A 24,495-nucleotide genomic window follows, 5' to 3' on the forward strand; every position below is an offset into this window, starting at 1 on the left:
CCATGGCCACGACCAGCCTGCGCGGGCGCCCGCCGCGCAGGCGGCGTTCCCTCTACACCGGGGAGCGCCGCCTCGCCGCGGCGATGATCACGCCGACGCTCGCCCTGATGGCGGTCGTCGCGGCGTACCCCATCGGGTACGCGATCTGGCTCTCGCTCCACCAGTACTCCCGCACCACCGCCGGCGCCTCGCGCTGGGTCGGGTTCGAGAACTACACCGCGGCCCTGTTCGGCGACACGTCCGGCTTCGCGGCCGCCGCGGGCATCGCGTCCGGCGACTTCTGGTCCGCGTTCCTGCACACCGTGGTCTTCGCGGTGATCTCGGTGAGCGCCGAGCTGACGCTCGGGCTCGTGATGGCGCTGATCATGCACCAGGCCTTCAAGGGCCGCGGGCTCCTGCGGGCGACGATCCTCGTCCCGTACGCCGTGCTGACGATCGTCTCGGCGATCGTGTGGCAGACGGTGACGGCGCCGGACTCGGGCTTCGTCCCCCAGGTCCTCAGCGCGTTCGGCCTGCCGGGCGCAGACCGCGTGCGGCTGGCGTCGACGCCGGACGCCATGGCGGTCGTGATCATCGCCGACATCTGGAAGACCGCGCCGTTCATGGCGCTCATGCTGCTCGCCGGGCTGCAGGTGATCCCGGGCGACCTCTACGAGGCCGCCCGGGTCGACGGGGCGACGAAGTGGCAGCAGTTCCGGCGCATCACGCTTCCGCTGCTGCGGCCCGCGATCGCCGTGGCCCTCATCTTCCGCACGCTCGACGCCCTGCGGGTGTTCGACCTGCCGTGGGTGCTGACGGGCGGCCAGTACGGCACGAGCACCCTCTCCACGGAGGCCTACAGCACGTTCTCCGGCGACCAGCTCATCGGCTCCGGTGCCGCGCTGTCGGTGATCACCTTCGTCGTCGTCATGGCGGTCTCGCTGATCTACATCCGCTTCGTCGGCGGCAACCTCCGCGACGCGACCTCGGAGAACACATGAGCACCGTCGCCCCCGCCCGCCCCGCGAGCCCCGAGGTCGCCGAGCGGTCCCCGAAGAAGCGCAAGGGGCAGGGGACCTCGCCGGTCCTGTGGATCGGCGTCGTCTTCGTCGTCCTCTTCTGCCTCTTCCCGTTCTACTGGCTCGTCCAGATCTCGCTGCGGACGAGCCAGGACATCGGCGTGGCCGCGCTCTACCCGCCGAACCCGACGCTCTCGAACTACAGCGACGTGTTCCAGAACGACGACTTCGTGGCGGGCCTGCGCAACAGCGCGATCGTCGCCACGGTCACGACGTTGCTCTCCGTGCTCGTCGGATCCTTCGCGGCCTACGCGCTCGCGCGGCTGCGGTTCCGCGGCAAGTTCACGATCCTGGCGCTGATCCTGTCGGTGACGACGTTCCCGCCCATCGCGATCGCGCTGCCGATCTTCCAGCTGTGGACGGACCTCGGGCTGAACAACACCCTGATCGGCCTGATCATCCCGTACCTCACGTTCGCGCTGCCGCTCACGACCTACATCCTCACCTCCTTCTTCCGCGAGATCCCGCGGGACCTGGAGGAGGCGGCGCTCGTCGACGGGGCCACGCGGTTCCAGGCGTTCCGCAAGGTCGTCGTGCCCCTCGCCGCGCCCGGGATGGCGACGGCCGGGATCCTGACGTTCATCTTCGCCTGGAACGAGTACCTCCTGGCGATCACGCTGACGACGTCGAAGGCGGCGCGGACGGTCCCGGCGGCGATCGGCAACTTCAACGACACCGCCGGAGGCGGCTACGCCCAGCCCGTCGGCCTGATCGCGGCCGCGAGCGTGCTGATCTCGATCCCGCTGATCATCCTCGTGCTCGCGTTCCAGAAGCGGATCGTGGCCGGGCTGACGGCGGGGGCGGTCAAGGGGTAGGCGCGCCGCGGCGGGGCGGGGCGGGGAGCCGGCAGGTTCCCCGCCCCGCTGCGCCTCCAAGCCCCGCGGCGCGCAACACCCCGCGGCGCCCCTACGTCCCGCTGTTGACCCCGCTGGCGGCGGCGTCGCCCGCGAGCTCGCGGGCGACCGCCTCCGTCAGCACCACGGCGCGCGCGATCGTCGCGTAGTCGAGGCCGTTCGGGGTGTCCGTCGGCAGGTGGTAGTTCGACATCGCCTTCGCGCGGTCGAAGGACACGAGGCACGCCGTCGGGTAGCCGGCGCGGGAGGGGATCACCGCGTCGGTGCTCGAGCGGGCGCGCATGCCGCGGCGCAGCGGCAGGCCCTCCCGCCACGCCACCCGGTGCACCAGGTCGCGGAAGGACCGCCAGTGGTAGTCCTCCATCACCACGGGTCCCTCCCCCTCGATCGACACCAGCTCGGGCGAGCCGATCGTGTCGAGGTTGAGGAACCACGTCGTCTCGCGGTCGAGCTTGGGGAACCACTCCTGGGCGAACGAGTAGATGCCGCCCTGGATGACCTCCTCCGCACCGCACGAGACGAGCAGCACGCGCACGCCGACGCCGTCGCCGGCGTCCTGCGCCGCGCGCAGCCGCTCCGCCAGCGCGACGAGCGCCGCGACGGCGGAGAGGTTGTCGTTCGCGCCCTGCACCACGTCGGCGCGCGCGATGTTCGCCATCGCGGCGGTCGAGCCGGCGCTGAGGCCCGCGCCGAGCAGGCCCAGGCGAGGGCGGCGCAGCGCGGCCCCGAGGGCCGAGAGCGCGGGGCCGCCGACGACGGGCCACCACACGGGGAGTGCGGTGTCGATGCGCTCGAACAGGCCCGGCGCGACGTCGAGCATCTTGCGTTGCAGCGTCTGGTCGAAGATCGCGCCTGTCGGCGCGGCGTCGTGGTGCGCCATGACCACGAGCGTGCGCTCGGCCTGCGGATCGCCGGCCTCGGCCACGACGTTCCACGTGCGCTGCGGCTTCTGCGTCGCACGGCGGGCGACGCGCGGGCCGTTCGAGACGTCGTCGGCGATCGCCGCGGCCGCCGCGACGCCGAGCGCCATGCCCAGGCCGCGGCCGCGCCTGCTCAGGCCGACGATGCCCGCGGCGGCGCCGGCCACGCTCAGCGCCCCGACGAGCCGGGCGTAGCCGCCGAGGAACGTCGCGTCCTCCACGTGGGCGGGCGCGCCCGCGCGGGTCAGGCGCTCGGCGATCCACTCCGCGGCGCGGTGCTCGTCCTCCGAGCCGGCGCGGCGCACGAGCGGGGCGAGCGTCTCGACGACCTCACGCAGCACGGCGCGGTCGACGCCCGCGACGCCGCCCGTCGGGCGGGCCGCCACGTCGCCCCGGCCCGCGTCCGTCCCGCCCGGCGTGCTCATGCCGTCGCCGCCTCCGCGGCGCTCAGGGCGGCCCGCTCGTCGTCGTTGAGGGGGCGGGCGCCGCGCTTCTCCGGGTCCCAGCCGACGAGGACGGTGATCGCCTCGGCCGCGACGGTGCCGTCGGGCTTCGCGATCCGCGACGCCAGGCGGATGCTCGAGTTCCCGACGCGGTCGAGCCACGTGTCGATGACGACCTCGCGGTCGCCCAGGCGCACCTCGTGCCGGTAGTCGATCTCGACGCGGCCGAGCACGAACGCGCCCAGCTGCTTCTCCAGGACGTCGAGGATGAACGCGACGCGCGCCTCCTCCAGCATCACGTGGTAGACGGACTGGTTGAGGTGCCCCAGCGTGTCGAGGTCGCGGTAGCGCAGCGGGATGGTCACGCGCGTGACGTGGCCGCGTTCGGTGGTCATGCTCCCGACGCTAGCGCTCCGGACCCGCACGGGGCGGCGACCGGGTGCGCTACCTTCGTGGACGGCTCCGCGCGGCGCGCGGGCGCCTTTCGGCGGGCCGCCGTCCCCACCCCGGCCCGTCCCGTCCGCCATGAGCTCGCCGCACGCCCACCGTCCGCCGCGTCCCGGCATCGCCTTCGCCCTCCGCTTCCTGCTCGCAGGGGTCCTCGTCCTCGTCGTCGTCGGCACCGCGGTTGCGACGACGATCCGTCGCGAGGCCGACCAGATCGTCCAGAACTTCGCGGAGCCGACGCAGGCGACCCAGCAGGCCAAGGAGGCGCTCTCCGACGTCGAGCCGGGCAAGCCGCAGACGATGCTGCTCGTCGGCGACGACGCCCGCAAGGGCGAGAAGAGCGGCCAGCGCTCGGACACGATGATCCTCGTGCGCCTCGACGGCGACGCGAAGGTCACGTCGATGCTCTCCCTCCCCCGCGACCTGATCGTGCAGGGCGGCTCGTCCGCTCGCCTGAACGCCTCCTTCGCGAACGGGCCGAAGGGCCTGATCGAGCAGCTCAAGCGCATCCTGTCGACGCCGCAGGAGCGCTTCGACATCCACCACTACGTGTCGATCCGCTTCTCCGCGTTCTCGGCGGCCGTGAAGGAGTTCGGCTGCTTTTACGTCGACGTGGACCGCAAGTACTTCAACGACAACAACCCGCCCGCGGGCGGCGGCTCCGAGGGCTACGCCACCATCGACGTGCCCGCCGGCTACCAGCGCCTGTGCGGCGAGGACTCCCTGGACTACGTCCGGTTCCGGCACCTCGACAACGACGTCGTCCGCGAGGCGCGCCAGGCGCACTACCTCGCGGAGGCGCGCGGCCAGATCGCCACCTCGTCGCTCATCACGCAGCAGGACAAGCTGACGAAGGCGATCTTCAAGTTCGTCGACACCGACATCCGCTCCGGCAAGGGCCTGCTCGGCGTGGTCAAGCTCGGCCTCGACGTCGTCGGCAAGCCGACGCGCCGCGTCACGCTCGAGACGACGGACACGGAGGAGGGTGCGCTCCAGACCACGCCCGCCGGCCTGGCGAAGGCCGCGAAGGAGTTCCTGCATCCCGGCTCGTCCCCCGGCGGCGGCTCGACGTCGATCGGATCCTCCCCGGATGCCGATGGCGGCTCCGGCACCACGACGAAGCCGAAGAAGAAGAAGGTCCGGCGCGCGAAGGCCCGCACGCCGAAGACCCTCACCGCCGCCCCGGCCGCGGCGAAGGCGGTGGTCCAGCAGTCCGGCATCGCTCGCGACTTCCGCGACGCGCCGATCTACATCCCGCGGCTCATGGAGTACGAGGCGCGCTACCGCGAGAACTACTCCCGCGGCTACGACATCCAGTCCCGGGGCGGCCGGGCGTTCCCGTGGCAGGGCTACCGCATCGTGGTCGACCTGGCCGGCGGCAAGGACGGCTCGGGCCAGTACTACGGGATCCAGGGCACCTCCTGGAAGGACCCGCCCGTCCTGGCGCTCGCGACGGACTCCGTCCGCCTGGGCGGCCGCACGTTCCGGATCGAGTACGACGGCAAGCGCATCCGCCGCCTGCTGTGGCAGACGCCGAGCGGCACCTACTGGGTCAACAACTCCCTGAAGAACAGCCTGACGAACAACGAGATGCGCGCCATCGCGCGCTCCCTCGTCCGCTACGACGGCTGAGGCCGGCCGCGCCCTCGCGGCGCGGCCGGGCGCTCAGCGGCCGGCGATGCGGTCCGCCAGGAGGCCCAGGCGGCTCGTGCGGTCCAGGCCGCCCATCTCGCGACGGTCGGCCGTGCGGTACAGCCGGTAGATCGCGTGCACGCCCAGGTAGCGCAACGGCTCGGGCTCCCAGCGGCGGACGCCGTCGCGCACCCACGGCAGCGCGGTCAGCTCCGTGTCGTCCCCGACGATGAGGTCGCGCAGGGTCCGGCCCGCGAGGTTCGTGGTCGCCAGGCCGCTGCCCACGTAGCCGCCGGCCCAGCCCAGCCCGGTCTCGCGGTCCAGGTGCACGGAGGGCGACCAGTCGCGCGGCACGCCGAGGACGCCGCACCACGCGTGGTCGATCGGCACGTCGGCGGTGGCCGGGAACATGTCGTGCAGCAGGGCGACGAGGCCCTCGACCGTCTGGCGCTGCGTGCGACCGTTCTCGTCCGTGCGCGAGCCGAACCGGTACGGCACGCCGCGGCCGCCCAGGGCGATCCGGCCGTCGGCCGTCCGTTGGGCGTACATGTAGGCGTGGGCGTTGTCGCCGAGCGTGGCGGGCGAGTCCCAGCCGATCTGGTCCCAGACCGCCTCCGGCAGGGGCGCCGTGGCGACGATCGCGCTGTTCATCGGCAGCCACGTGCGCCGGTGGCCCTTCAGGCCCGGGGTGAAGCCCTCGAGGCAGCGCAGGACGTAGCGCGCGCTGACGGTGCCGTGGTCGGTGATCGCGCGGCCCGGCTGCACCTCGGAGACGGTGGTGCCCTCGTAGATCGGCACCCCGAGCCGCTCGACCGCGGCGGCGACGCCCTGCACGAGCTTGGCGGGCTGCACGCGCGCGCAGTGCGGGCTCCACGTGCCGCCGATCGCGCCGGTCACGCGGACGCGGTCGGCCAGCTCCGCCGCGCCGAGCTCGGCGACGTCGTCCTCGCCCAGCCCGAACGCCCGGTCCTCCTCCAGGTGCGCGCGGAGCCGGTGCAGCTGCGCGGGGTTGCGGGCCACGTGCAGCAGCCCCGCCTTCGCGACGTCGGCGTCGACGCCCTCGTGCTCGAGGACGGCGATGACCTCGTCGACGGTCTCCTGCATCGCCCGCTGGAGCGCGACGACGCGCTCGTGGCCGACCCGCTCGGCCACCCGGGCGCGCGGGGCGACGAACTCCGAGGACAGCCAGCCACCGTTGCGACCAGACGCCCCGAAGCCGGCGAACTCTCGCTCGAGCAGCGCGATCGACAGCTCGGGTCGGGCCTGCTTGAGGTAGTAGGCCGTCCACAGCCCCGTGAGGCCGGCGCCGACGATGCAGACGTCGACGGTCCGGTCGCCAGGCAGCGGCGGGCGACGACCCGGCAGGTGGGTGTCGGCGTACCAGAAGGACGGCCCGCCGTTGCGGCGGGCGAGGGTGTCGGTACCACCGTCGCGCAGGGCGAGGCCGCGCATCAGGCGGCCGCCCCGGCGGCGACGGGCGCGGTCGGCGCGCTCGCGCCGTCGTCCGGGAGCACGACGGCGTCGTCGGCCGAGAACGTGAGCCACACCTCGTCCCCGGAGCGGCAGGCCGAGCGTGCCGCGGCGGTCTCGCGGACCGTCCCCGCGGAGCCGTCGGGCAGCTCGATCTGCAGCTTGCGGCCGTTGCCGAGGTAGACGTCCTCCGTCACCCGGCCGCGGACGGCGTTGCCGGCGGGGGCGTCGTCCGTCGCGGGGACGAGCGTGATCCGTTCGGGGCGGACGACCACGGCCGCGGCGCCCGCGGAGTGGTGCCCGCGCCCGGCGTGGACCCGCACCCCCGGCCCCTCGACGAGGGTCGCTCCGCCGTCGGGCCGGGCCGTCCCCTGCAACAGCGTCGACTCGCCGAGGAACTGCGCGCAGAAGACGGTCTCGGGGGCGTCGTAGAGCTCCTCCGCCGTGCCGACCTGCTCGATCCGCCCCGCGTTGAAGACGGCGATGCGGTCCGAGAGCGCGAGCGCCTCCTCCTGGTCGTGGGTCACGTAGACGAACGTGGTCCCCAGCTCGGCGTGGATGCGCTTGATCTCGAGCTGCAGGGTGTCGCGGAGCTTGCGGTCCAGCGCGCCGAGCGGCTCGTCCATCAGGAGCACCTGCGGCGAGTAGACGATCGCGCGGGCCAGGGCGACGCGCTGCTGCTGGCCGCCGGAGAGCTCGGACGGGCGCCGCGCGTCGTAGCCGTCGAGGCCGACAGCCGCGAGGGCCGCGGTGACGAGCCGGCCGCGCTCCCCCTTCTCCACCTTGCGCTGCTTGAGCGGGTAGGCCACGTTCTCCGCGACGGTCATGTGGGGGAACAGCGCGTACTGCTGGAACACCATGCCGATGTCGCGCTTGTGCGGCGGCAGGGAGTGCACGGCCTGGCCGTCGATGAGGAGCTCGCCCGCCGTGACGTCGATGAAGCCGGCGATCATGTTGAGCGTCGTCGTCTTCCCCGAGCCGCTGGGGCCGAGGAAGGTGAGGAACTCCCCGGGACGGGCCTCGAGGTCGATCCCGGCCACCGCGACCGCGTCGCCGTAGTGCTTGGTGAGGCCGCGGAGCGTGATGGACGCCCCGCCGGACTGCAGGTCAGCGGGCATGCTTGATCCTCCTGAGGGCCACGGCGGACGCGACGACGACGAGGCTCGTCGTGATGACGAGGATCATGGTCGCGGCGGCGGCGATGGTGGGGTCGGTGTCGCGGGTGATGGAGCCGTACATCTGCACGGGCAGGGTGCGCAGGTACGGGCTCTGGATGAACAGGGAGATGACGACTTCGTCGAAGCTCGTCACGAAGGCGAAGAGCGCGCCGGAGAGGATCCCGGGGGCGACGAGGGGCAGCGTGATCTGGCGCAGGACGGCCCAGCGATTCGCGCCGCAGATCGCAGCCGCGTCCTGCAGCCGCCGGTCCAGCCCGGCGAGGCTCGCGCTCACGGGGATGATCACGAACGGGAGCGCCAGCACGGTGTGCGCGGCGACGAATCCGGGGAGCGTCCCCAGCAGCCGGAAGCGCAGGAACAGCGCGTAGGTGCCGACCGCCACGACGATCACCGGGACGATGATCGGCGCCATCAGCGCGCCGCGGGCAAGGGTCTGACCGCGCGGTCCGAGGCGGGCCAGGCCCAGGGCGGCCGCCGTGCCGACGACGGTCGCCACGACCGTCGTGAGCAGGCCGACCTGGATGCTCGACCAGAGCGAGGCCGCCCAGGTGGGGTCGGAGAAGAAGTTCTCGTACCACCGGGTCGACCAGCCCGTGGGCGGGAACGCCAGGGACTGCTTGTCGGTGAAGCTCAGCGGGATCACCACGAGCGCGGGGGCGACGAGCCAGAACGCGACGAGGGCGGAGAAGGCCCAGAGCAGGCCGCGGCCGACGCGGCGCTTCGGCTTGCGCGGCGCCGCCGGGACGGAGGCGCGCGTAGCGCCGTCCGTGACCGTCGGGGCGCTCATGCCCGTCCCTCCGGCCGCTGGCCGCCGAGGAGCCGCAGGGCCCCCGCGGAGACCGCGAGCAGGACGAGGGTCATCACGAGGACGATCACGCCCATCGCACCACCCCGGCCCCACTCGAGCAGCCCGTTGACCTGGGTGAAGATCTGCTGCGAGACCAGCGCGGTGTCGGGCGAGCCGAGCAGCGCGGGCGTCACGTAGAAGCCGAGGCTCGAGATGAAGACCATCAGCGCGCCGGCGGCCAGGCCCGGCAGAGACAGCGGCAGCCACACCTTGACGAAGGTGGTCAGCGGCTTGGCCCCCAGCCCGCTCGAGGCCTGCAGGAGCCTGCGGTCGATGCCGCGCATCACCGCGTAGAGCGGCATGACCATGAACGGCAGCAGGATCTGGCTCATGCCGATGACCACGCCCGTCGTGGTGCGGATGAGCTGCACGGGTCCGAGCCCGAAGAACCCGAGGACGTCGTTCACGACGCCGGTGTCCTGGAGCAGGATGACCCAGGCGAAGGTGCGGACCATGAGGCTCGTCCAGAACGGCACGAGGACGAGCAGCGTTAGGACGGCCAGGCCCAACGGGCCGACGACCGTCATGAGGTACGCGTAGGGGTACGCCAACAGCGCGCAGACCACGGTGACGATGAGCGCCGTGCGGAACGTGCGGATCAGGACGTCGACCTGGACGGCGTCGCCGAAGAACCAGCTGAAGTTCTGCAACCCCGTCTGCGGGTCGGTGAACGCGCGGACGACCATGACGGCCAGCGGCGCGAGGAAGAACGCGGCCAGCAGCACGGCGGCGGGCAGGAACAGGGAGCCGTTGCGGAGCCCGCGACGGGTCCGGCCGGGCGGCGGGGCCGCGGCGGCCGGCAGGGGTGGGGATGCGGAGACGGACACGATCGTTCCTCGGGGTCAGCCGGCCAACCAGGCCGTGAACTTCTCGATCACCGCGGGCTGGTTCTCCGCCCACCACGCGCTGTCGACCTTGATGGCCTGCCGCTGGCGCTCCGGCGTCGTGGTGACGTAGGACTGCAGGAGGCGGTCGACCTTGGGGCGGGCGTCCACGTGGATCGGGCTGTAGGAGGTCAGCTCGGTGAGCTTCTCCTGCTGCTCGCGGCCCAGGTAGTAGTTGATGAGCGCCATGGACGCCTTCGGGCTGCGCACGCCCTTCGGGACCACGAGCGCCTCACGGCGCGGCACGAACTGGTTCCACACCGGCTCGAACTTCGCGCCGTTCTTCACCGCGGCGTAGGCGCGTCCGGACCACACGGTGGCCATGACGACCTCGCCGGACTCGAGCATCTGCTGCGAGCGGGCCCCCGTCTCCCAGAACACGAGGTGCTTCCGGATCGTGTCGAGCTTGCGCAGGGCGCGGTCGACGTCGAGGGGATAGAGGTCCTCCGGCGCCACGCCGTCGGCGATGAGCGCGCCCTCGAGGTCGCCCGGGGCCGCGTCGCCGGCGCCGCCGAACATGGCCCGCTTGCCGGGGAACCGCTGCACGTCGTAGAAGTCCTTCCACCCCTGCGGGGTGCGGCCGCCGAACTTCGTCTTGTCGTACGTGAGGACGGTGGCGTAGTTCATCGCCGGTACGGAGCACCGGGTCGCCTGGCCCTCGGGGACCTTGCTCGCGTCGATGATCGAGTAGTCCAGCGGCATCAGGAGCTTGCCGCACTGCCCGTCGGACCAGACCGCGTCGGTGTCGACGACGTCCCAGGTGACGAAGTCCGCCTCGACCTGCGCGCGGATCTTGGCGTACTCCGTCGGGCCGTCCTCGAGGATGCGCGCGCCGGAGAGCTTGCCGAACGGCTTGACGATGCCCTGCATCTGGCCCGTCTGGAACGCGCCGCCGTAGGACGTGAACGTCATCGCGACGTCCTTCAGCGCGTCGGGCTTGACCGTGCCGGCGCGGGCCGGGCCGGCACCGAGGTCGATGTTCGGCGGCGGGCCCTGGCCGGCACAGCCGCCGAGGGCGAGCGCGCCGGCGGCGAGCGCCGCGAGGCCGAGGCGCCGCCGGATGGTCGAGGGGAGTCTGCTCATGAGGGGATCACCGGGCTGGGGGCTAGGTCGTCGGGGGCGAGATGAGCCAGAGGACCTCGGCCAGCTCGTCGCTCGTGTTCACCACGCGGTGGGGCACCGTGGTCGAGTACTCGATGCTGTCTCCGGCCTGCAGGTCGTGGCCCGCCCCGTCGAGCTCGACCCGCACGGACCCGGAGATCACGAGGAACAGCTCCTGCGCGTCGCCGTGCACGTAGGCCTCGTCGCCCGTGGTGGCGCCGGGGTCGAACTCGCCGGCGTAGGCCTCGAAGTGGCGCAGCGGCCGCTGCGAGAGCAGGTACTTGCGCGAGCCGCCGGCGGCCGGGATCTCCGGCCGGGCGTCGCGGCGCACGACCGTCGGCTCGACGGGGCGGTCCTCGCTGAAGAGGTCCGCGACCGCGAGGCCGAGGGCGTCGGCGATCCGGCGCAGCGTGCCGATGCTCGCGTTGGCACGCCCCCGCTCGAGCTCGCTGAGGAACCCCGGCGAGATCCCGGCCAGGCCGGCCGTCGCCCGCAGCGACGTGCGCCGCATCTGACGGAACCCGCGGAGACGTTCGCCGAGGGCCTCGCGGCCCGCCTGCTCCTCGGCCTCCGTCGGCCCGCCCTCCGCTCGCCGAACAGGCTCGTCGCCTGGAGCGATCACATCGTTCGCTGACACAGAACGCAACGTACAGTGACGGAGAGCACACGACAACCCCCCGATGGCGGGTTGCTGGCGAGGCGTGGCACCCCACGTGAGGAGAGCGCGCCGGCGACGCGGCCCGGGGCCAGCGACGCGGCCCCGGGGGCGGGCGGCTCAGCCCAGCGTCGCGGCGAGCTCGGCCGCGACGGGGTGCCCGAACAGGCCGGGCAGGCCGCCCGTGTGCACGAACACCGTCCGGTCGCCCGGCACGATCGCGCCGTCGCGCACCCCGGCGAGCAGGCCCGCGAACGCCGTCGCGGTGTAGACGGGGTCGAGGACGATTCCCGCGTGGCGGCCGGCCAGGATCATCGCCTCGCGGCCGGCGGCGGAGAGCACGCCGTAGCCCTCACCCGCGACGTCCTCGCGGACGCGGACCTCGTCCTCACGCACCGTGCGGCCGGTGGCGGTGGCGGCCACGAGGCGGGCCACCCGGGCGACGGGGTCGGGGACGGCCCCCGTGTCGACGCCGAGCACGCGCTCGGGGCCGAGCCCGGTCACGAGGCCCGCCATCGTGCCGCCGGAGCCCACGGCGACGACGACGTGGCGCGCGTCGGGCACCTGCTCGGCGAGCTCCGCGGCGCACTCGACGTAGCCGCGAGCGCCCACGCCGTCCGAACCGCCGAACGGGATCACGGACACCGTCGCCCCGCCGCGCTCGCGCTCGGCGGCCACCTCGCCCGCCCGGGCGGCGAGCACCTCGTCGCCGCCCGCCCCCGCCCACACGACCTCGGCGCCGAACAGCGCGTCGAGGGCGAGGTTGCCGGTGGCCTCGCCCGGCCCGTCCCCGTGCAGCACGAGCACGACGTCGAGGCCGAGCCGCCGGGCCGCGGCGGCCGTCAGCCGCGCGTGGTTGCTCTGGGCCGCGCCCGTCGTGACGACGGTGTCCGCGCCGTCGGCCACCGCGACGCCGAGCAGGTGCGCGAGCTTGCGCAGCTTGTTGCCGCCCCCGCCGTGCCCGAGCCAGTCGTCGCGCTTGACCCACAGGTCGTCCGGATCGAGCCCGACGGCGGCGGAGAGCCGGGGCACGGGCTCGACCGGGGTCCGCCAGAGGCCGAGGTCCACGGTGCGCGCCATGCGGAGGAGCCTATCCGTGGCCCGCCGGAACCCCACCGAGCGGTCGTCGCCGTGGGCCCGCTCGGCTCGACCAGGCGCCGTTCCCGGGTGCCGTGCTGCACGTGCGGCCGGCCGGCGCGCGATGCGGCATGCTGTGCCGCGTGAGGCGTGTGGCCCTCCTCCTCGCCGCGCTTGTCCTGAGCGCGGTCCTCTCCGCCTGCGGCGGCGGCGTCGCGACGGGCGGGTCGGCGTCGGGCGACGCCGGCGCGGCGCAGATCTCGGCCGCGGCCCGCACGCCCCTGCAGGGCTACAACGGCACGCAGGCCCCCGCCGCCATCCAGATCCCGCTGCGGCTCAAGCCCACACCGGAGGCCGCCCGCGCGTTCCGCGATCCCCTGACGAAGCACCCGCGGGCCGGGCTCGTGGCCGACCTCGACACGGGCGCCGTGCTGTGGGCCAAGAGCGCCAACCGCGACCTGCCGATCGCGAGCGTCACGAAGCTCATGACGGCGCTGATCGTCGACGTGCGCACGAAGCCCACGGACCGCGTGCGCATCAGCCGGCGCGCCGTGGCGGCGCAGGGGTCGCGCGTCGGCCTGCTGCCGCTCTACAAGCGGGTCCCGCTCAGCGCGCTCCAGTACGCCCTGCTGCTGCCGTCGGGCAACGACGCCGCGGTCGCGCTGGCGGAGCACGTCGGAGGCAGCGTCGAGGGCTTCGTCGACCTGATGAACGCGCAGGCCAAGGCGATGGGGATGACGTGCACGCGGTTCGGCTCGCCCAGCGGGTTCGAGGAGGTGGAGCGTCAGCGCGACGCGAAGAACCGGTCCTGCGCGTCCGACCTCGCGATCCTGGCCCGCGTCGTCCTGGACCGCCCGCGCCTGGCGAAAATCGCCGCCACCCGCGACGTCGTCCGGTCCTTTCCCATCAAGGGCCGCAAGCTCTTCCTCCACAACCACAACCCGCTGCTGCGCGACGGCTACCCGGGCACCTTGGGCCTGAAGACGGGCTACACCGACGCCGCCGGCCGCACGTTCGTGGGCGCCGCGCAGCGCGGCGGCCACCGGCTCGTCGTGGTGCTGCTGCGCACCCCGGACATCGGCCGGCAGTCCGAGGCGCTGCTCGACGCCGGGTTCCGCGCGCTCGGCGTGCCCACCCGGGCGCGCTGAGCCCCCGGGCGTCCACCGCGGCGGACAGGCGACGCGCCCGGCCCCCGCTCAGTCCTCGCCGCGCAGGTCCGCGTCGGCGGCGTCCATGATCTCGGCGCGCATGTTGCTCTCCATCATCCGCAGCGACGCCTTCGCCAGGTCGGCGTCGATGTGCGCCACCGCGTCGCGGGGCACCACGATCTGGAAGTGGCGGATGTAGGCGTCGAGCGCGGAATAGAGGATGCACTGCTCCGTCACCTGGCCCGTGAGGACCAGCCGGCCGATGCCCTCGGACTCGAGCAGGTACTCCAGCGGCGAGCCGTAGAAGATCGAGTGGCGTGCCTTGAACACGAACGGGGCGTCGTCGCGCGGGAGCATCGGGTCGATGAGGTGGTCCTGACCCGGCCGGCGCGCGTCCTCGATCAGCTCGTCCCGCCGCGACCCCCACAGCCCGTGGTTGTCGTTGACGTGGATGACGGGCACGTCCTCGGCGTACGCCCGCTCGATCAGCCCGGAGACCACCGGCACGACCGATTCCGCCGACTCACGCAGCGGCTCGCCGTCGGGGTGGTCGTAGTTGTTGATCATGTCGACGACGAGCAGCGCGCTGCGCTCGCCGCGGCCCAGGGCGCTGCGGTTGTCGTCTTCGGGTCGGCTGCTCACCCTGGGTGACTTCCCCCTCGGGGCGACGCGCAATCGGGATGCCACGGACGGCCGTCCCCGCAGGGCCGGGGACCGCCGCCGGCCGCCGCCCGGGCCGCCGCGGTCTCCGGCGACAGAAGGTCGGACCCTGCAACCATTGACGGGTGACGAGTCCCGCCGCACCAGCTCCCCGCATGGACCGCCGCCTCGTGGTCCTGCTCGCGGTCACGTGCGGCGTCGCGGTGTCGAGCCTCTACGTCGCCCAGCCGCTGCTCGACACGATCGGCAACGCGTTCCGCGTCAGCGACGGCACCGCCGGCCTGCTCGTGACCGCCAGCCAGCTCGGCTACGTCGTCGGGCTCGCGCTGCTCGTGCCGCTGGGTGACCTGCTCGAGCGCCGCCGGCTGATCGTCGGCCTGCTCGTCCTTGCCGCCCTCGGCCAGGTCGTGAGCGCCCTCGCGCCCGGGTTCGCCGTGCTGGCGGCTTCGCTCGCCCTCGTCGGCGTCACGTCGGCGGTCGCGCAGATCGTCGTCCCGCTCGCCGCGTCGCTGGCGGCGGAGGACGAGCGCGGCCAGGTCGTCGGCACCGTCATGAGCGGCCTCCTGGTCGGCATCCTGCTGGCCCGCACGCTCAGCGGCCTGCTGGCCGAGGTCGGCGGCTGGCGCCTCGTGTTCGCCGCCGTCGCCGCCGCGCTGCTCGTGCTCGCCGCCGTGCTGTGGCGGTTCCCCCCGTCGCACACGTCCCCGCCGAGGTGCGGGCGCCGGGTCGGCCGCAGATCGTGTTCGCGCACCACGACGGCGTGACGATCGCGCCGGGGGTCGTCGCCAACGTGCTCTGCAAGCAGGTGGGCCTGGACACCGAGACCGCCCTGGCCCTACTCTGAGATGAGGCATCCGATGGACACCGTTCGCACCCTTCACACCCATGAGGCCGGGTTCGGCTGGTTCTTCACGTCGCCCGACGTAGAGGGCCTCACGGGCAGCGCGCCGACGTACGACGAGGCGCACACCGAGGCGGAGAAGGTCGTGCGCTGGCACTTGGCGGGCGAGGCCAAGGAGCGTGGCGAGGCGGCGCCGGAAGTCGAGTTCGTGCACTTCGTGCCGGACACCGCCGCCGCGGCGCTGGCGGCGTAGCCCGGACGCCGCGCCGCGTCTCCTGCTCGGCACGGGCCGTGCGGGGGCTGGGGGCGGAGCTCCCAGTGCTGTCCTGGCGTGCCGGAGGTGCGCGCCCCATGGCCCTGGCCGGTCGCGTACGGGGTGAGCCCGGGATCCGCTTCCGCCCCTCCCCCACCCTCTCCTCGATGTGGGCGGTAATCGCCACGCGCGCTGCGGGCCCGCGGCCCGACGCAGCTGCTAGCTACTTGCCTACCATCCCTGCCGCGACTGGCGCGGCCATCAGGCGAGTCCCACCGCCTTGGACGTGCAGTCCTGGCGTACGGCAGGGGGCAGGCCTGCTCCCCGCGGAGGCCGAGCAGCGCGGCGACCCCTCTCGGAGCTCAGTGCCCCCTGTCCGATCACCGGCGGTCTACCTGCCACCGTCCCGCACGTGGTGGGCAGAGCATCCGCCCTGCCCACCACGTTGTCCTCAGTGCGCCGCGGGCGCCCTGCGTGGAGTCCGGCTCAGCCGCCGTTCCAGGGAGACCACGCTCCGTTCTCGAAGATCGACATGCGCGCCTTACGAGTGCGGAGACCCGCGCACCCCAACGGTGTCGGGATTCCGAAGTGGGTGTCTACACCGATCACCCGTTCGCGGTCGGAGACGCGATCATCCTTCAAGATGACCCTGTTGATGCAATAGGTCGCCATAGCCCAACTTTCGTCACGCGCGCCACCGTCGCCGACGATCTTGCCGTTCCGGCTGCACCAGCCCGAGGTCGCAACCTGGGCGTAGTAGATCCAAACCCTCTTCTTCGACCTCGGGAGCCTGTACGACTTGCCCCTGCGGACCGGCGGCACCGTGGACCAGCACACCGAACCATCCGCTCGAGGAGCCGCTGGGCCGCGCCCCGGGGCAACGTCCTCGTCGGTGTCTTCCGCGCGCTGGAGAAGGGCCTCTGCGACGCCCGGCCTCGTCCTCGCAAGTCCGCCCGGAGCCGTGAGGTTTTCGACCGCTTCGTCGCCCATCGCGAACGCGGAATCGACCACTCCGAAGTCATCTGCGGTGGCCACGGGCGGGTTGGCCGGTGACGGCGACGGCGGGGCAGGGACGTTGGGGTCGTCGGGGGAACCAAAGTCCTGGAACCCGGACCACGCATTCAGGCCGTTCCACTGGTTGTAGTACACCCGGGACCCGCCGCGAACGTACAGCGTCACGGACTTCCCGTTCGCGATCGCGGCCGGCGCCGATGTCGCGCCCGCTTCATGGCGGAGCCAGTCAGACCACCCGGTGCCGCTCCAGCTGCGCTGGTAGATGCTGCCGTCACAAGCGGTGTAGAACACATCCACGGCACCGTTTGCGGGCGACTCAGCGGCAGGCGCGCTGCAGGCGCCGCCGCCGAAGGGTGACCAGTTGGACCAGGTCGACCAATTGTTGTTGCGGAGGATCTTGGCGTAGATCTGGTTGTCGCTGCCGCGGTAGAAGATGTCGACGCCGCCGTCGACGGTCGAGACGATCGTCGGCGCGTCCTGGGACCAGCCGCCGAGGTCGGCCCAGTCGCTCCACCCCGTCGAGGGGGTCCACTCCTTCCAGTAGATGTTGCCGCCGCCGCCGCGGACGACCACATCGATGTTGTTGGTGCCCTTACGAACGACCGCCGACGGCGCAGACGTCAGCCCGCCGCCGAGATAGTTCCAGTCGGCCCAGGACCCGTCGGGCCGCCGGAACTTATGGTAAAGCGCGTTATCGCCGCCGCGCACGAAGTAGTCGGTGGTCCCGTCCGGACGCATGCTGACCGACGGCCCCGATGAGGAGAAGCCCCCGATCGACTGCCACGGGCTCCAGCCCCACGTGGCGTTCGACCAAGACTTGACCATCGTCTCGCCGTTCGACGCTCGGGCCGCGACGTACGTCTGGCCGGAGCCGGTGGCGGCGGCGGGCTTGTCGTCGACGACATCGGCGCTCGCCGACTGGGCTCCCATGCAAAGGGATGCCACGGTGGCGGCGAGCGCAAGGCCTCGCCGCATCCTGCTGAGTTGCATTTCTGTTCCTGGTATCAGCCGGCGCGGGATGCGCCGACCGCGGCAATCTAAAGGGCGGCGAAAGGAAATGCGAAGAACCGATGTATGTCCACCCCTTCGGGTGGGTACAGCGCGCGGGGCGAGCTAGAGGCGCCCACCTACGCCCGCTCAGTCCATCGGCACTTCGACGGGCACCGGCACCTGGACGGGAACGCGGTCGATCGCGACGTCAACGCCGGTGCCTCGCGGATCCACCCGAGGTAGACGGCGAGCCCGAGCGGGGGTGAGCTTCCCTTCGCGGGTGACCCAGTCGCGGTCATGCAAGGCGATGACGCTGCGCACCTCGTCGGGCAGGTCGTCGTCTTTCCGGGCCCACCAGACCACCGCAGCGTGTTCATCACGGACAGATTGCTGCCCTCGTTCTCGACCTCCTCCACGCGCTCGGCCGCGGATTAACGAAGGCAGGAGGCTCACAAATGACCGTTATCGACCCGTGCGCGTATCGGAGGGGGCTCTGCACCGGTGACTCACAGACGGGCGTTTTAGCGACGGATTCGAAACCGCCTCAGAAAAGTCCGTCTGTGACGCCTCCTCGGTCTGGAGTGCACAAAGGGACGGGTTCTAGACCGCCCGCAAGGTGCGTCACAGGCCGGCCCCCGCCGCCGTGATGGCGCCTCGAGTAGGAACGCTGGGACGTCGCACATGTGCCGAGGGGGGGGCCGTGAATGACGTCGACGAATACTCCAGTCACAGCCGCGACGGCTGTGCGAACGCGCGCTTATTTCGTGCTCCGCGACGACTTGGTGGCGACACCTAGTAGCCGGGAGCGGAAGGAGAACCCGGGACCTCGAGGCGGTTCCCCTGTGTACGCCGCCCATGTAGGTTCGCCGTGCGCCGGGCCCTTCTGCCCCTTCCCCGGCCAGCAGGAGTGCGTGTGTCCCGTCGTGTCCCCGACGCCCCAGGCGTCGGCGTGTTGTCCCGTGTTCGCTCACTGACCCTCGGGTCCGTGCTTGCGCTCTCCGCCATCGCCGTCCTCCCGACGGCCGGCAGCGCCGCTACCACCCCGCCGCCAGGCGTGACGGGTGAAGAGGTCCCCGAACTCGCGACGGCCAAGAGCCGCGCCTTCCGCCAGTCGGACGGATCCGTCGTCGAACGGATCTACGGCGCGCCGGTCAACTTCCGAGACGCCAAGGGGACGTGGCGACACATCGACACGACGCTCCAGCGCGATGGCGCAGCCCTGAAGCCGGCCGCGGGCCCCGTGTCCACGGAACTGCCGACCAAGCTGCAAGACAGCGCCGCGTCGGTGACGGACGGAGCGTTGACCGCCACGCTGCGGCCCCTCAAGCTCGAAGGCACCGCCACCGTCAGAGGGTCGGAGGCGTCATTCGCGGACGCTGCGCCAGGGATGGACTTTGAGCTCGAAGCGCTCGGTCGCGGGCTTCGGCACACGACCGTGCTGGAGGGTCCGAACGCGACGTCCGGGCTTGAGTTCGACCTCCGTGTCTCCGCTGGCGCCACGGTGAAGTCTCACGACAACGGCGGTGCCACGGTCACCTCGGCCGACGGTAAGCGCAGCATCGAACTGTCCCCGAGCTTCGGCTGGGTCGGCGGCGACCTGAGAAATGCGAAGGCCGTTCGCAGCACCGTCCGTCGCACTGGCGACGGCTGGCGGGTGCGGACGGACCTCGGCGCCCCCTGGATCAGGACCGCGTTGCGCGACGGCAAGACGGTCACCGTCGACCCGACGCTGACGGTGCCGACGGCAAGTCACAATGCGGCACTCCTATCCACGGGCCCCGATGGCACCGGCTTTGCCGCTGCAACAGGAATTCTTCCAGTGTACAAGGGCGCTTCGGGCGACTTTCGGGCTGCCCTGAAGTTCGATCTGTCTGCGATCCCGGCGGACGCCCGCGTACTCGATGCCAAGGTCGCGATCCACGCAAATCAGGAGTACGCGTCGGAACCCGCGATGTCGACGCCACACACACTCACGATGCACGAGGCCACAGCTCCATGGGATCCGGTCGGCGCGTCGTGGAACGCCCGGGCTTCGAACCAACCCTGGACCACGCCCGGCGGCGACTTCGTGCCAGGCGCCTCAGCAACCGCGAGCGACGTACGACAAATGGACGGTTGGTCGTACTGGCGGCCCACGCAGCTCGTTCAACGCTGGGTTAGCGGCGCGTCGGACAATCATGGCGTCATGGTCCGACAGACCAACGACACTCCCTACGCCATCAACCTCGACGGAATCGACGCGGGCGGGTCGATGTTCGCCAACAAGATCCCGTACCTCCAAGTCCGGTACGTCCCCTCCGCCGGCCAGCGCCGCGACGACACCTACCTCACCGAGTCGCTGAACGACCGCGCCACCATGGGCGTCGGGGTCGGCTCGGGCAACCTGCTGCTCTCGTCGCAGGACATCTCGATCGCCGGCGTCGGCCAGCCACTCTCCCTGGCGCGCTCCTACAACACCGCGCTGGCGGACTACCAGACCGGCAGCTTCGGCAACGGCGGCACCTCCGGCCTGTCCGGCGACGTGCGCCTGACGACGCTGGCGAACGGGTCGATGTCGCTGCAGCTCGGCGACGGCTCCGTCTACCGCTACAACAAGAACTCCGGCGGCGGCTTCGATCCGGCCGCGCGCCTCGAGGCCGATCTCGTGCGCAACCCGGACGGCAGCTACCTCCTGACGTACCGGCGGTCGCAGTCGAAGTGGCACTTCCGCACGGACGGCAAGCTCGACCAGCTCAAGGACAAGAACAACAACACGATCAACCTGACCTACACCGGGACGGGCGTGCTGTCGAAGCTGACCGACACGCAAGGTCGCGAGCTGCCGGTCACGGTCAACACCAACGGGCAGATCACGAAGGTCGTCGACCCGTCCGGCCGGTCCTGGAACTACACCTACGGCGGCACCGCCGGCAACCGCCTGACGGTCTTCACCGACCCCGAGGGCAAGCAGACGAAGTACGCCTACGACACCGCCAGCCGGCTGAAGAAGATCACCACGCCCGGTGGCCGCGTCACGCAGATCAGCTACGACGACGACAACCGCGTCACCGAGTACGTCCGCATCACGAACGCGGACGAGGAGTCCGGCCCGACGACCCGCCTGCGCTACGAGCAGGAGGACCCGCGGTGCGCCGAGGCCGACGACGCGCCGAAGTCGACGGTCGTGACGGACCCGCGCGGCAACGCGACGACCTACTGCATCGACAAGCAGGGGCGGGCGGTCTTGACGATCGACCCCAAGGGCCACCAGCAGGTCACGAAGTACACCCCTCAGGGCCAGGTCGAGAAGTTCACTGACGGCACCGGTAGTGGCTCGGCGATCAACGAGGCCACCTACACCGGCCTGACGAACAACCTCGAGTCCACGCGCGGCGCGATGGGCGAGACGACCACGTTCGGCTACAAGCCGCCTACGCCGACCTCGTCGCTGACGGACAAGTACCAGCCGGAGTCGCAGACCAACCCCGACGGCCAGCAGCAGTTCTTCGGCTACGACGCCCAGGGCAACGTCAACGCCGTCCGCGACGCGGCCACCGACGCCGCGTCGCAGATGAAGGCGACGATGACCTACAACGGCGACGGCACGATCGCCACCGCCAAGGACGGCGAGAACCGCCAGAGCACCTACACCTACTGGCTGGCAACCGACGGCGGGTTCCGCAAGGGCCTTCTAAAGACGTTCGCCCCGCCCGCCGCACGCGCGGCAACGTCCTTGAACTACGACACTCTCGGCCGCGTCACGTCCGCGACGGACGGCAACAACAAGACGACGACCTACACCTACGACAAGCTCGATCGCGTCAAGACGACGACGTTCCCGGACGCCAAGACGCTCACCTACACGTACGACCCCGACGGCAACAAGACCGCCGCCGCGGACACGTACATGGGCACCGAGACCTACGCCTACGACGCGCTGAACCGTCGCACCAGCGAGACGCTCACCGCCGACCGCACCACGGCCTACGTCTACGACGGCTCCGGAAACCTGACGCAGGTCGCCGACGGCTTCGAGATCACCGGCTACGGCTACGACGAGCTCAACCGCCCCTGCTACGTCGCCCCGACCGACGCGGGCGGCGGCTCGTGCCTGACCCCGCCCGCCGGCGCGACGACGTTCAAGTACGACGCCGCCGGCAAGCGCACCAAGACCTCGTACCCCAACGGCGTCAACGTCGACGAGGCGCCGGACCTCTCCGGCAAGCCGACGACGATCACGACCGGCACCGGCACCAACGCGGTCAGCCGCAACTACACCTACGCGAACCTCGGGAACGCCAAGACCGGCGCGCTCGTGCAGACGATGCAGGTCAACAGCGGCGCCACGACGAGCTACACCTACGACAGCTCCTCGCGGCTGAAGACCCTGAGGATCGGCGCCACCCCCGGCGTCGATGAGGTGACCTACAACTACGACAAGGCCGGCAACCGCACGAGCTTCGGCGTCGCCGCCAACGCCGCGAACACGATCGCCCCCTACACCGCGACCTCGACGTACAACGGCGCCAACCAGCTCACCGCCCAGACCCGCAACACGAAGACCGACGGCGCCAGCAGCCAGACGTTCACCTACGACGCCCAGGGCAACGACGCCGCCTACACCTGGAACGTCCGCAACCAGCTGAAGTTCGGCCCGACCTCCGGCTTCAACTACCAGGGCCCGAACATGGCCGACCTGCGCGACGACGGCGACCACTCCGTCGAAAGCAACCTGCTCGGCAAGAGCCGCCGCTACGCACCGCCGAACGACGCCCCCACGTCGTACCTGCGCGCCCCCGACGGCGAGCTCCTCGGCCGTAAGGACCCCGCCGGCAACTGGAGCTACTACGTCAAGGACGCCCTCGGCTCGATCATCGGCATCTACAACGCCTCCGGCACCCTGACGAAAAAGTACGACTACGACCCCGACGGCAACACCTGGCGCGACAGCTCCGGCAAGCCCGAAGACTTCGGCTACACCGGCGCCTACACCCGCCTCGGCAGCCAGACGCTCTACCACAACGGGCTTCGGTGGTACGACCCCAAGACCGCCCGCTGGACCTCCGCGGACGCGCTGGATCAGCCCGGCGATCTTCAGGACGCCAACCCGTACCTGTACGTCGGGAGTGACCCCATCAACTACATCGACCCGCTGGGCACGTGGAGCATGAACTGGAAGGAGGGCTTCCAGAACCCGATCAAGACGATCAAGCGAGGATTCGGCCGAATCGGGCGAGCCGTGACTTCGAAGACGGGGCGGGCTATCGCTTGCGGAGCAGTCGGTGGAGCAGTTAGCGGCGCAGTCGGATTTCTCGCCGGCGGAGCCGGCGCCGCGGTGGCAGGCGGTGCAGGGGCGGGAGCCGCCGGAGCCGCATGCGCTTCACTATGAGTGGCTTGATGCCTCGCTTCGTCGCCTTTTTCCTCAGTGCCTTGATTGCTGCCGTCGTGGTCACGGTAGCCATTGGTGGACTGGATGCAGCCCCGAAGGGCGTGGGCATTGGGCTCATCGCCGGAGTCGTGGGAGGCCTCACCTTCTGGACACTCGCTAGACACCGACAGTCGTGATTGTCGGGCCACGTCATTGGCGTCGAAAATGACGTGGCCCCGGGTTCCCTATCGCCCAACACTCAACGGCAAGGGCGGGGCGGTCACAAACGACCGTCTGAGCGCCGCGCGAACGGGCCGGTCACAAACGGTCGTTAGCGACCCGATCGCCCATCGGACGGGGTACCGCACCGGTGGCTCACAGACGGGCGTTTGAGAGACGGATTCGAAACCGTCCCAGAAAGGTCCCTTTGTGACGCTTCGTCGAGGTCGTAGTGTCACAAAGGGATGGGTTTTGGGCCCGCAGTGGCGCTTGTCCGTTAATAGCCTTCAACGGGCGTGGCGCGGCCTGCCCGTGCTGGTAGCTGGCGCTGAGGACTCGCAGTAGGGTCGACTCGTGTCCACCGTCATCGGCGTCGTCATCGTGCTCGTGGGGCTCGCGCTCGTGTTCAATGTCGGCGGACTCGCGGTCTGGGGCTCAAAGAGCGAGAACAACGCCCGAGACGCCTCCGGCCACGTGAAGCAAGTGCAGCCGGTTTGGATAAGCCGAGTGATCGGCGTCGTCGCGATCATCGCGGGCATCGTCGCGATCGTCGGCTAGGCGCTCACGACTCGGGCCCACAGCGGCTCGGGCCTCGGACCCTGGTCGCGTGACCACGGCGCCCGCCCGAGCTGGCCGGTCAACGGAGACGCGGGTTTGAGCAGCCCGTGATCGTGGCCGCCGTGCCGTGTCTACCGGGAGGTTTTCCCCCTGCGATCCACCGCAGACGGCAACTGGCCGGCCACGGCCGCTTCACCACGGGCGCCAGTTCCGTGCGTCCCAGCCGCCCTCGAGCGGGGCCCAAACCTCGGGGATTAGCGCACAAACGGTCGTTAGCGACCCGACCGCCCATCGGACGGAGTGCCACGCCGGCGGCGCACAGACGGCCGCGCAGGCCGCTACGTCAGGAGGTATTTGAGCAGTCCGAGCACGAGGACGATGCCGAGCAACGACCAAGCCCAACGGCCGAACAACGCCTTATCGATTATTCGTGCCCAGCGTTCGCTCTTCGTTTCCCGTTCCATCGCGAGGACAGTACGGGACTCGTAAATCAGCCCTGCAGTGTTGTGCCCGAAACGCCCTGAAAGACGCCCCTTTCCACCAAGGCTCGAGCGCGACGCCGTCGTGTCGCAAAGGGGACCGGTCGTGACTCCCGGCACTATCCGTAGATGATGCCTGCCGGCGTGTACGTTGAGCCCGTGCTCATCCTTATCGGCCTTCTGCTCCTCGTCGTTGGCACCAGCCTCATGTTCAACTACCGGGGATTCGCTGATTGGGCGAGCCGGGGGCAGTGGTCGCGAAAGCCAGGCGCCCAACCGCAGTGGGTCGCGCGCTTCGCGGGAGCAGTCACCTTCGCCGGCGGGGTCGTAGCCCTTGCGCCCGAGATCTTCTGACGCAGCAACTCATCACACGAGGCCAGCATCACAACGGACCCTGATCTCGGTAGCGGTGTACGCTGC

General features: G+C 71.2%; 20 protein-coding genes. 8 read left to right on the forward strand and 12 right to left on the reverse strand.

Going from position 1 to position 24,495, the window contains the following annotated elements; translation table 11 throughout:
- Positions 1-2 precede the first annotated feature (2 nt).
- Positions 3-980 (forward strand): carbohydrate ABC transporter permease, encoded by a 978-nt coding sequence (locus F593_RS0103195; protein WP_022927318.1) that lies wholly within the window; start codon positions 3-5, stop codon positions 978-980.
- Positions 977-1,873 (forward strand): carbohydrate ABC transporter permease, encoded by an 897-nt coding sequence (locus F593_RS0103200; protein ID WP_022927319.1) that lies wholly within the window; start codon positions 977-979, stop codon positions 1,871-1,873. The genes F593_RS0103195 and F593_RS0103200 overlap by 4 nt, the downstream gene beginning before the upstream one ends.
- A 91-nt stretch (positions 1,874-1,964) precedes the next feature.
- Here the strand turns inward: F593_RS0103200 and F593_RS0103205 are convergent, their stop codons facing one another.
- Complete coding sequence (locus F593_RS0103205) at positions 1,965-3,257, reverse strand: M28 family peptidase (protein ID WP_022927320.1); 1,293 nt, start codon at positions 3,255-3,257, stop codon at positions 1,965-1,967.
- Positions 3,254-3,670, reverse strand: a complete 417-nt coding sequence (locus tag F593_RS0103210) for an acyl-CoA thioesterase (RefSeq protein ID WP_028721378.1) — start codon at positions 3,668-3,670, stop codon at positions 3,254-3,256. Before F593_RS0103210 ends, F593_RS0103205 begins: the two co-directional genes overlap by 4 nt.
- Before the next feature lie 130 nt (positions 3,671-3,800).
- Here F593_RS0103210 and F593_RS0103215 point away from each other — a divergent pair, with 130 nt between their 5' ends.
- The gene (locus F593_RS0103215) at positions 3,801-5,354 is read left to right on the forward strand and encodes an LCP family protein (RefSeq protein ID WP_022927322.1); all 1,554 of its coding nucleotides are present in this window, start codon (positions 3,801-3,803) and stop codon (positions 5,352-5,354) included.
- A 33-nt stretch (positions 5,355-5,387) separates the two neighbouring features.
- On the opposite strand, the gene F593_RS0103220 is transcribed toward F593_RS0103215, so the two are convergent.
- The 7 genes from F593_RS0103220 to F593_RS0103250 all read right to left on the reverse strand — a co-directional run bounded on the left by F593_RS0103220 (position 5,388) and on the right by F593_RS0103250 (position 12,569).
- Complete coding sequence (locus F593_RS0103220) at positions 5,388-6,806, reverse strand: NAD(P)/FAD-dependent oxidoreductase (RefSeq protein ID WP_033205269.1); 1,419 nt, start codon at positions 6,804-6,806, stop codon at positions 5,388-5,390.
- A complete protein-coding gene (locus F593_RS22105) occupies positions 6,806-7,942 on the reverse strand; it encodes an ABC transporter ATP-binding protein (RefSeq protein WP_022927324.1) in 1,137 nt (378 codons plus the stop codon). Before F593_RS22105 ends, F593_RS0103220 begins: the two co-directional genes overlap by 1 nt.
- Entirely contained in the window at positions 7,932-8,789 is an 858-nt protein-coding gene (locus F593_RS0103230) for an ABC transporter permease (RefSeq protein WP_022927325.1), read from the reverse strand. The genes F593_RS22105 and F593_RS0103230 overlap by 11 nt, the downstream gene beginning before the upstream one ends.
- On the reverse strand, positions 8,786-9,676 hold the full coding sequence (locus F593_RS0103235) for an ABC transporter permease (protein WP_022927326.1): 891 nt from the start codon (positions 9,674-9,676) through the stop codon (positions 8,786-8,788). Before F593_RS0103235 ends, F593_RS0103230 begins: the two co-directional genes overlap by 4 nt.
- 15 nt (positions 9,677-9,691) lie before the next feature.
- Positions 9,692-10,816: an ABC transporter substrate-binding protein gene (locus tag F593_RS0103240; protein WP_022927327.1), complete on the reverse strand. Its 1,125-nt coding sequence runs from the start codon at positions 10,814-10,816 to the stop codon at positions 9,692-9,694.
- Between the two features lie 22 nt (positions 10,817-10,838).
- Complete coding sequence (locus F593_RS22110; RefSeq protein WP_157251516.1) at positions 10,839-11,471, reverse strand: cupin domain-containing protein; 633 nt, start codon at positions 11,469-11,471, stop codon at positions 10,839-10,841.
- A gap of 138 nt (positions 11,472-11,609) precedes the next feature.
- Positions 11,610-12,569 (reverse strand): pyridoxal-phosphate dependent enzyme, encoded by a 960-nt coding sequence (locus F593_RS0103250; RefSeq protein WP_022927329.1) that lies wholly within the window; start codon positions 12,567-12,569, stop codon positions 11,610-11,612.
- Positions 12,570-12,709: 140 nt separating this feature from the next.
- Here F593_RS0103250 and F593_RS22115 point away from each other — a divergent pair, with 140 nt between their 5' ends.
- Complete coding sequence (locus F593_RS22115) at positions 12,710-13,714, forward strand: D-alanyl-D-alanine carboxypeptidase family protein (RefSeq protein WP_169449143.1); 1,005 nt, start codon at positions 12,710-12,712, stop codon at positions 13,712-13,714.
- A gap of 48 nt (positions 13,715-13,762) precedes the next feature.
- On the opposite strand, the gene F593_RS0103260 is transcribed toward F593_RS22115, so the two are convergent.
- The gene (locus F593_RS0103260) at positions 13,763-14,356 is read right to left on the reverse strand and encodes a cysteine hydrolase family protein (RefSeq protein WP_022927331.1); all 594 of its coding nucleotides are present in this window, start codon (positions 14,354-14,356) and stop codon (positions 13,763-13,765) included.
- A 143-nt stretch (positions 14,357-14,499) separates the two neighbouring features.
- Here F593_RS0103260 and F593_RS22120 point away from each other — a divergent pair, with 143 nt between their 5' ends.
- Entirely contained in the window at positions 14,500-15,138 is a 639-nt protein-coding gene (locus tag F593_RS22120) for an MFS transporter (protein ID WP_245540766.1), read from the forward strand.
- 93 nt (positions 15,139-15,231) lie between these two features.
- Positions 15,232-15,468 (forward strand): hypothetical protein, encoded by a 237-nt coding sequence (locus F593_RS0103275; protein WP_028721384.1) that lies wholly within the window; start codon positions 15,232-15,234, stop codon positions 15,466-15,468.
- 486 nt (positions 15,469-15,954) lie between these two features.
- Here F593_RS0103275 and F593_RS27720 read toward each other — a convergent pair whose 3' ends face one another.
- Positions 15,955-17,412, reverse strand: coding sequence for a PLL family lectin (locus F593_RS27720; RefSeq protein ID WP_157251521.1), 1,458 nt, complete (start codon positions 17,410-17,412; stop codon positions 15,955-15,957).
- A 207-nt stretch (positions 17,413-17,619) separates the two neighbouring features.
- Positions 17,620-17,835, reverse strand: coding sequence for a hypothetical protein (locus tag F593_RS0103285; protein WP_022927333.1), 216 nt, complete (start codon positions 17,833-17,835; stop codon positions 17,620-17,622).
- Between the two features lie 1,024 nt (positions 17,836-18,859).
- Between F593_RS0103285 and F593_RS0103295 the strand changes: the two genes are divergently transcribed.
- Both F593_RS0103295 and F593_RS0103300 read left to right on the forward strand, forming a co-directional pair.
- Entirely contained in the window at positions 18,860-22,840 is a 3,981-nt protein-coding gene (locus F593_RS0103295) for a DNRLRE domain-containing protein (RefSeq protein ID WP_245540774.1), read from the forward strand.
- 552 nt (positions 22,841-23,392) lie between these two features.
- Complete coding sequence (locus F593_RS0103300) at positions 23,393-23,596, forward strand: hypothetical protein (RefSeq protein ID WP_022927336.1); 204 nt, start codon at positions 23,393-23,395, stop codon at positions 23,594-23,596.
- Positions 23,597-24,495 lie beyond the last annotated feature (899 nt).

The organism is Patulibacter americanus DSM 16676, from assembly GCF_000420025.1.
In the GTDB taxonomy this organism is placed as follows: domain Bacteria; phylum Actinomycetota; class Thermoleophilia; order Solirubrobacterales; family Solirubrobacteraceae; genus Patulibacter; species Patulibacter americanus.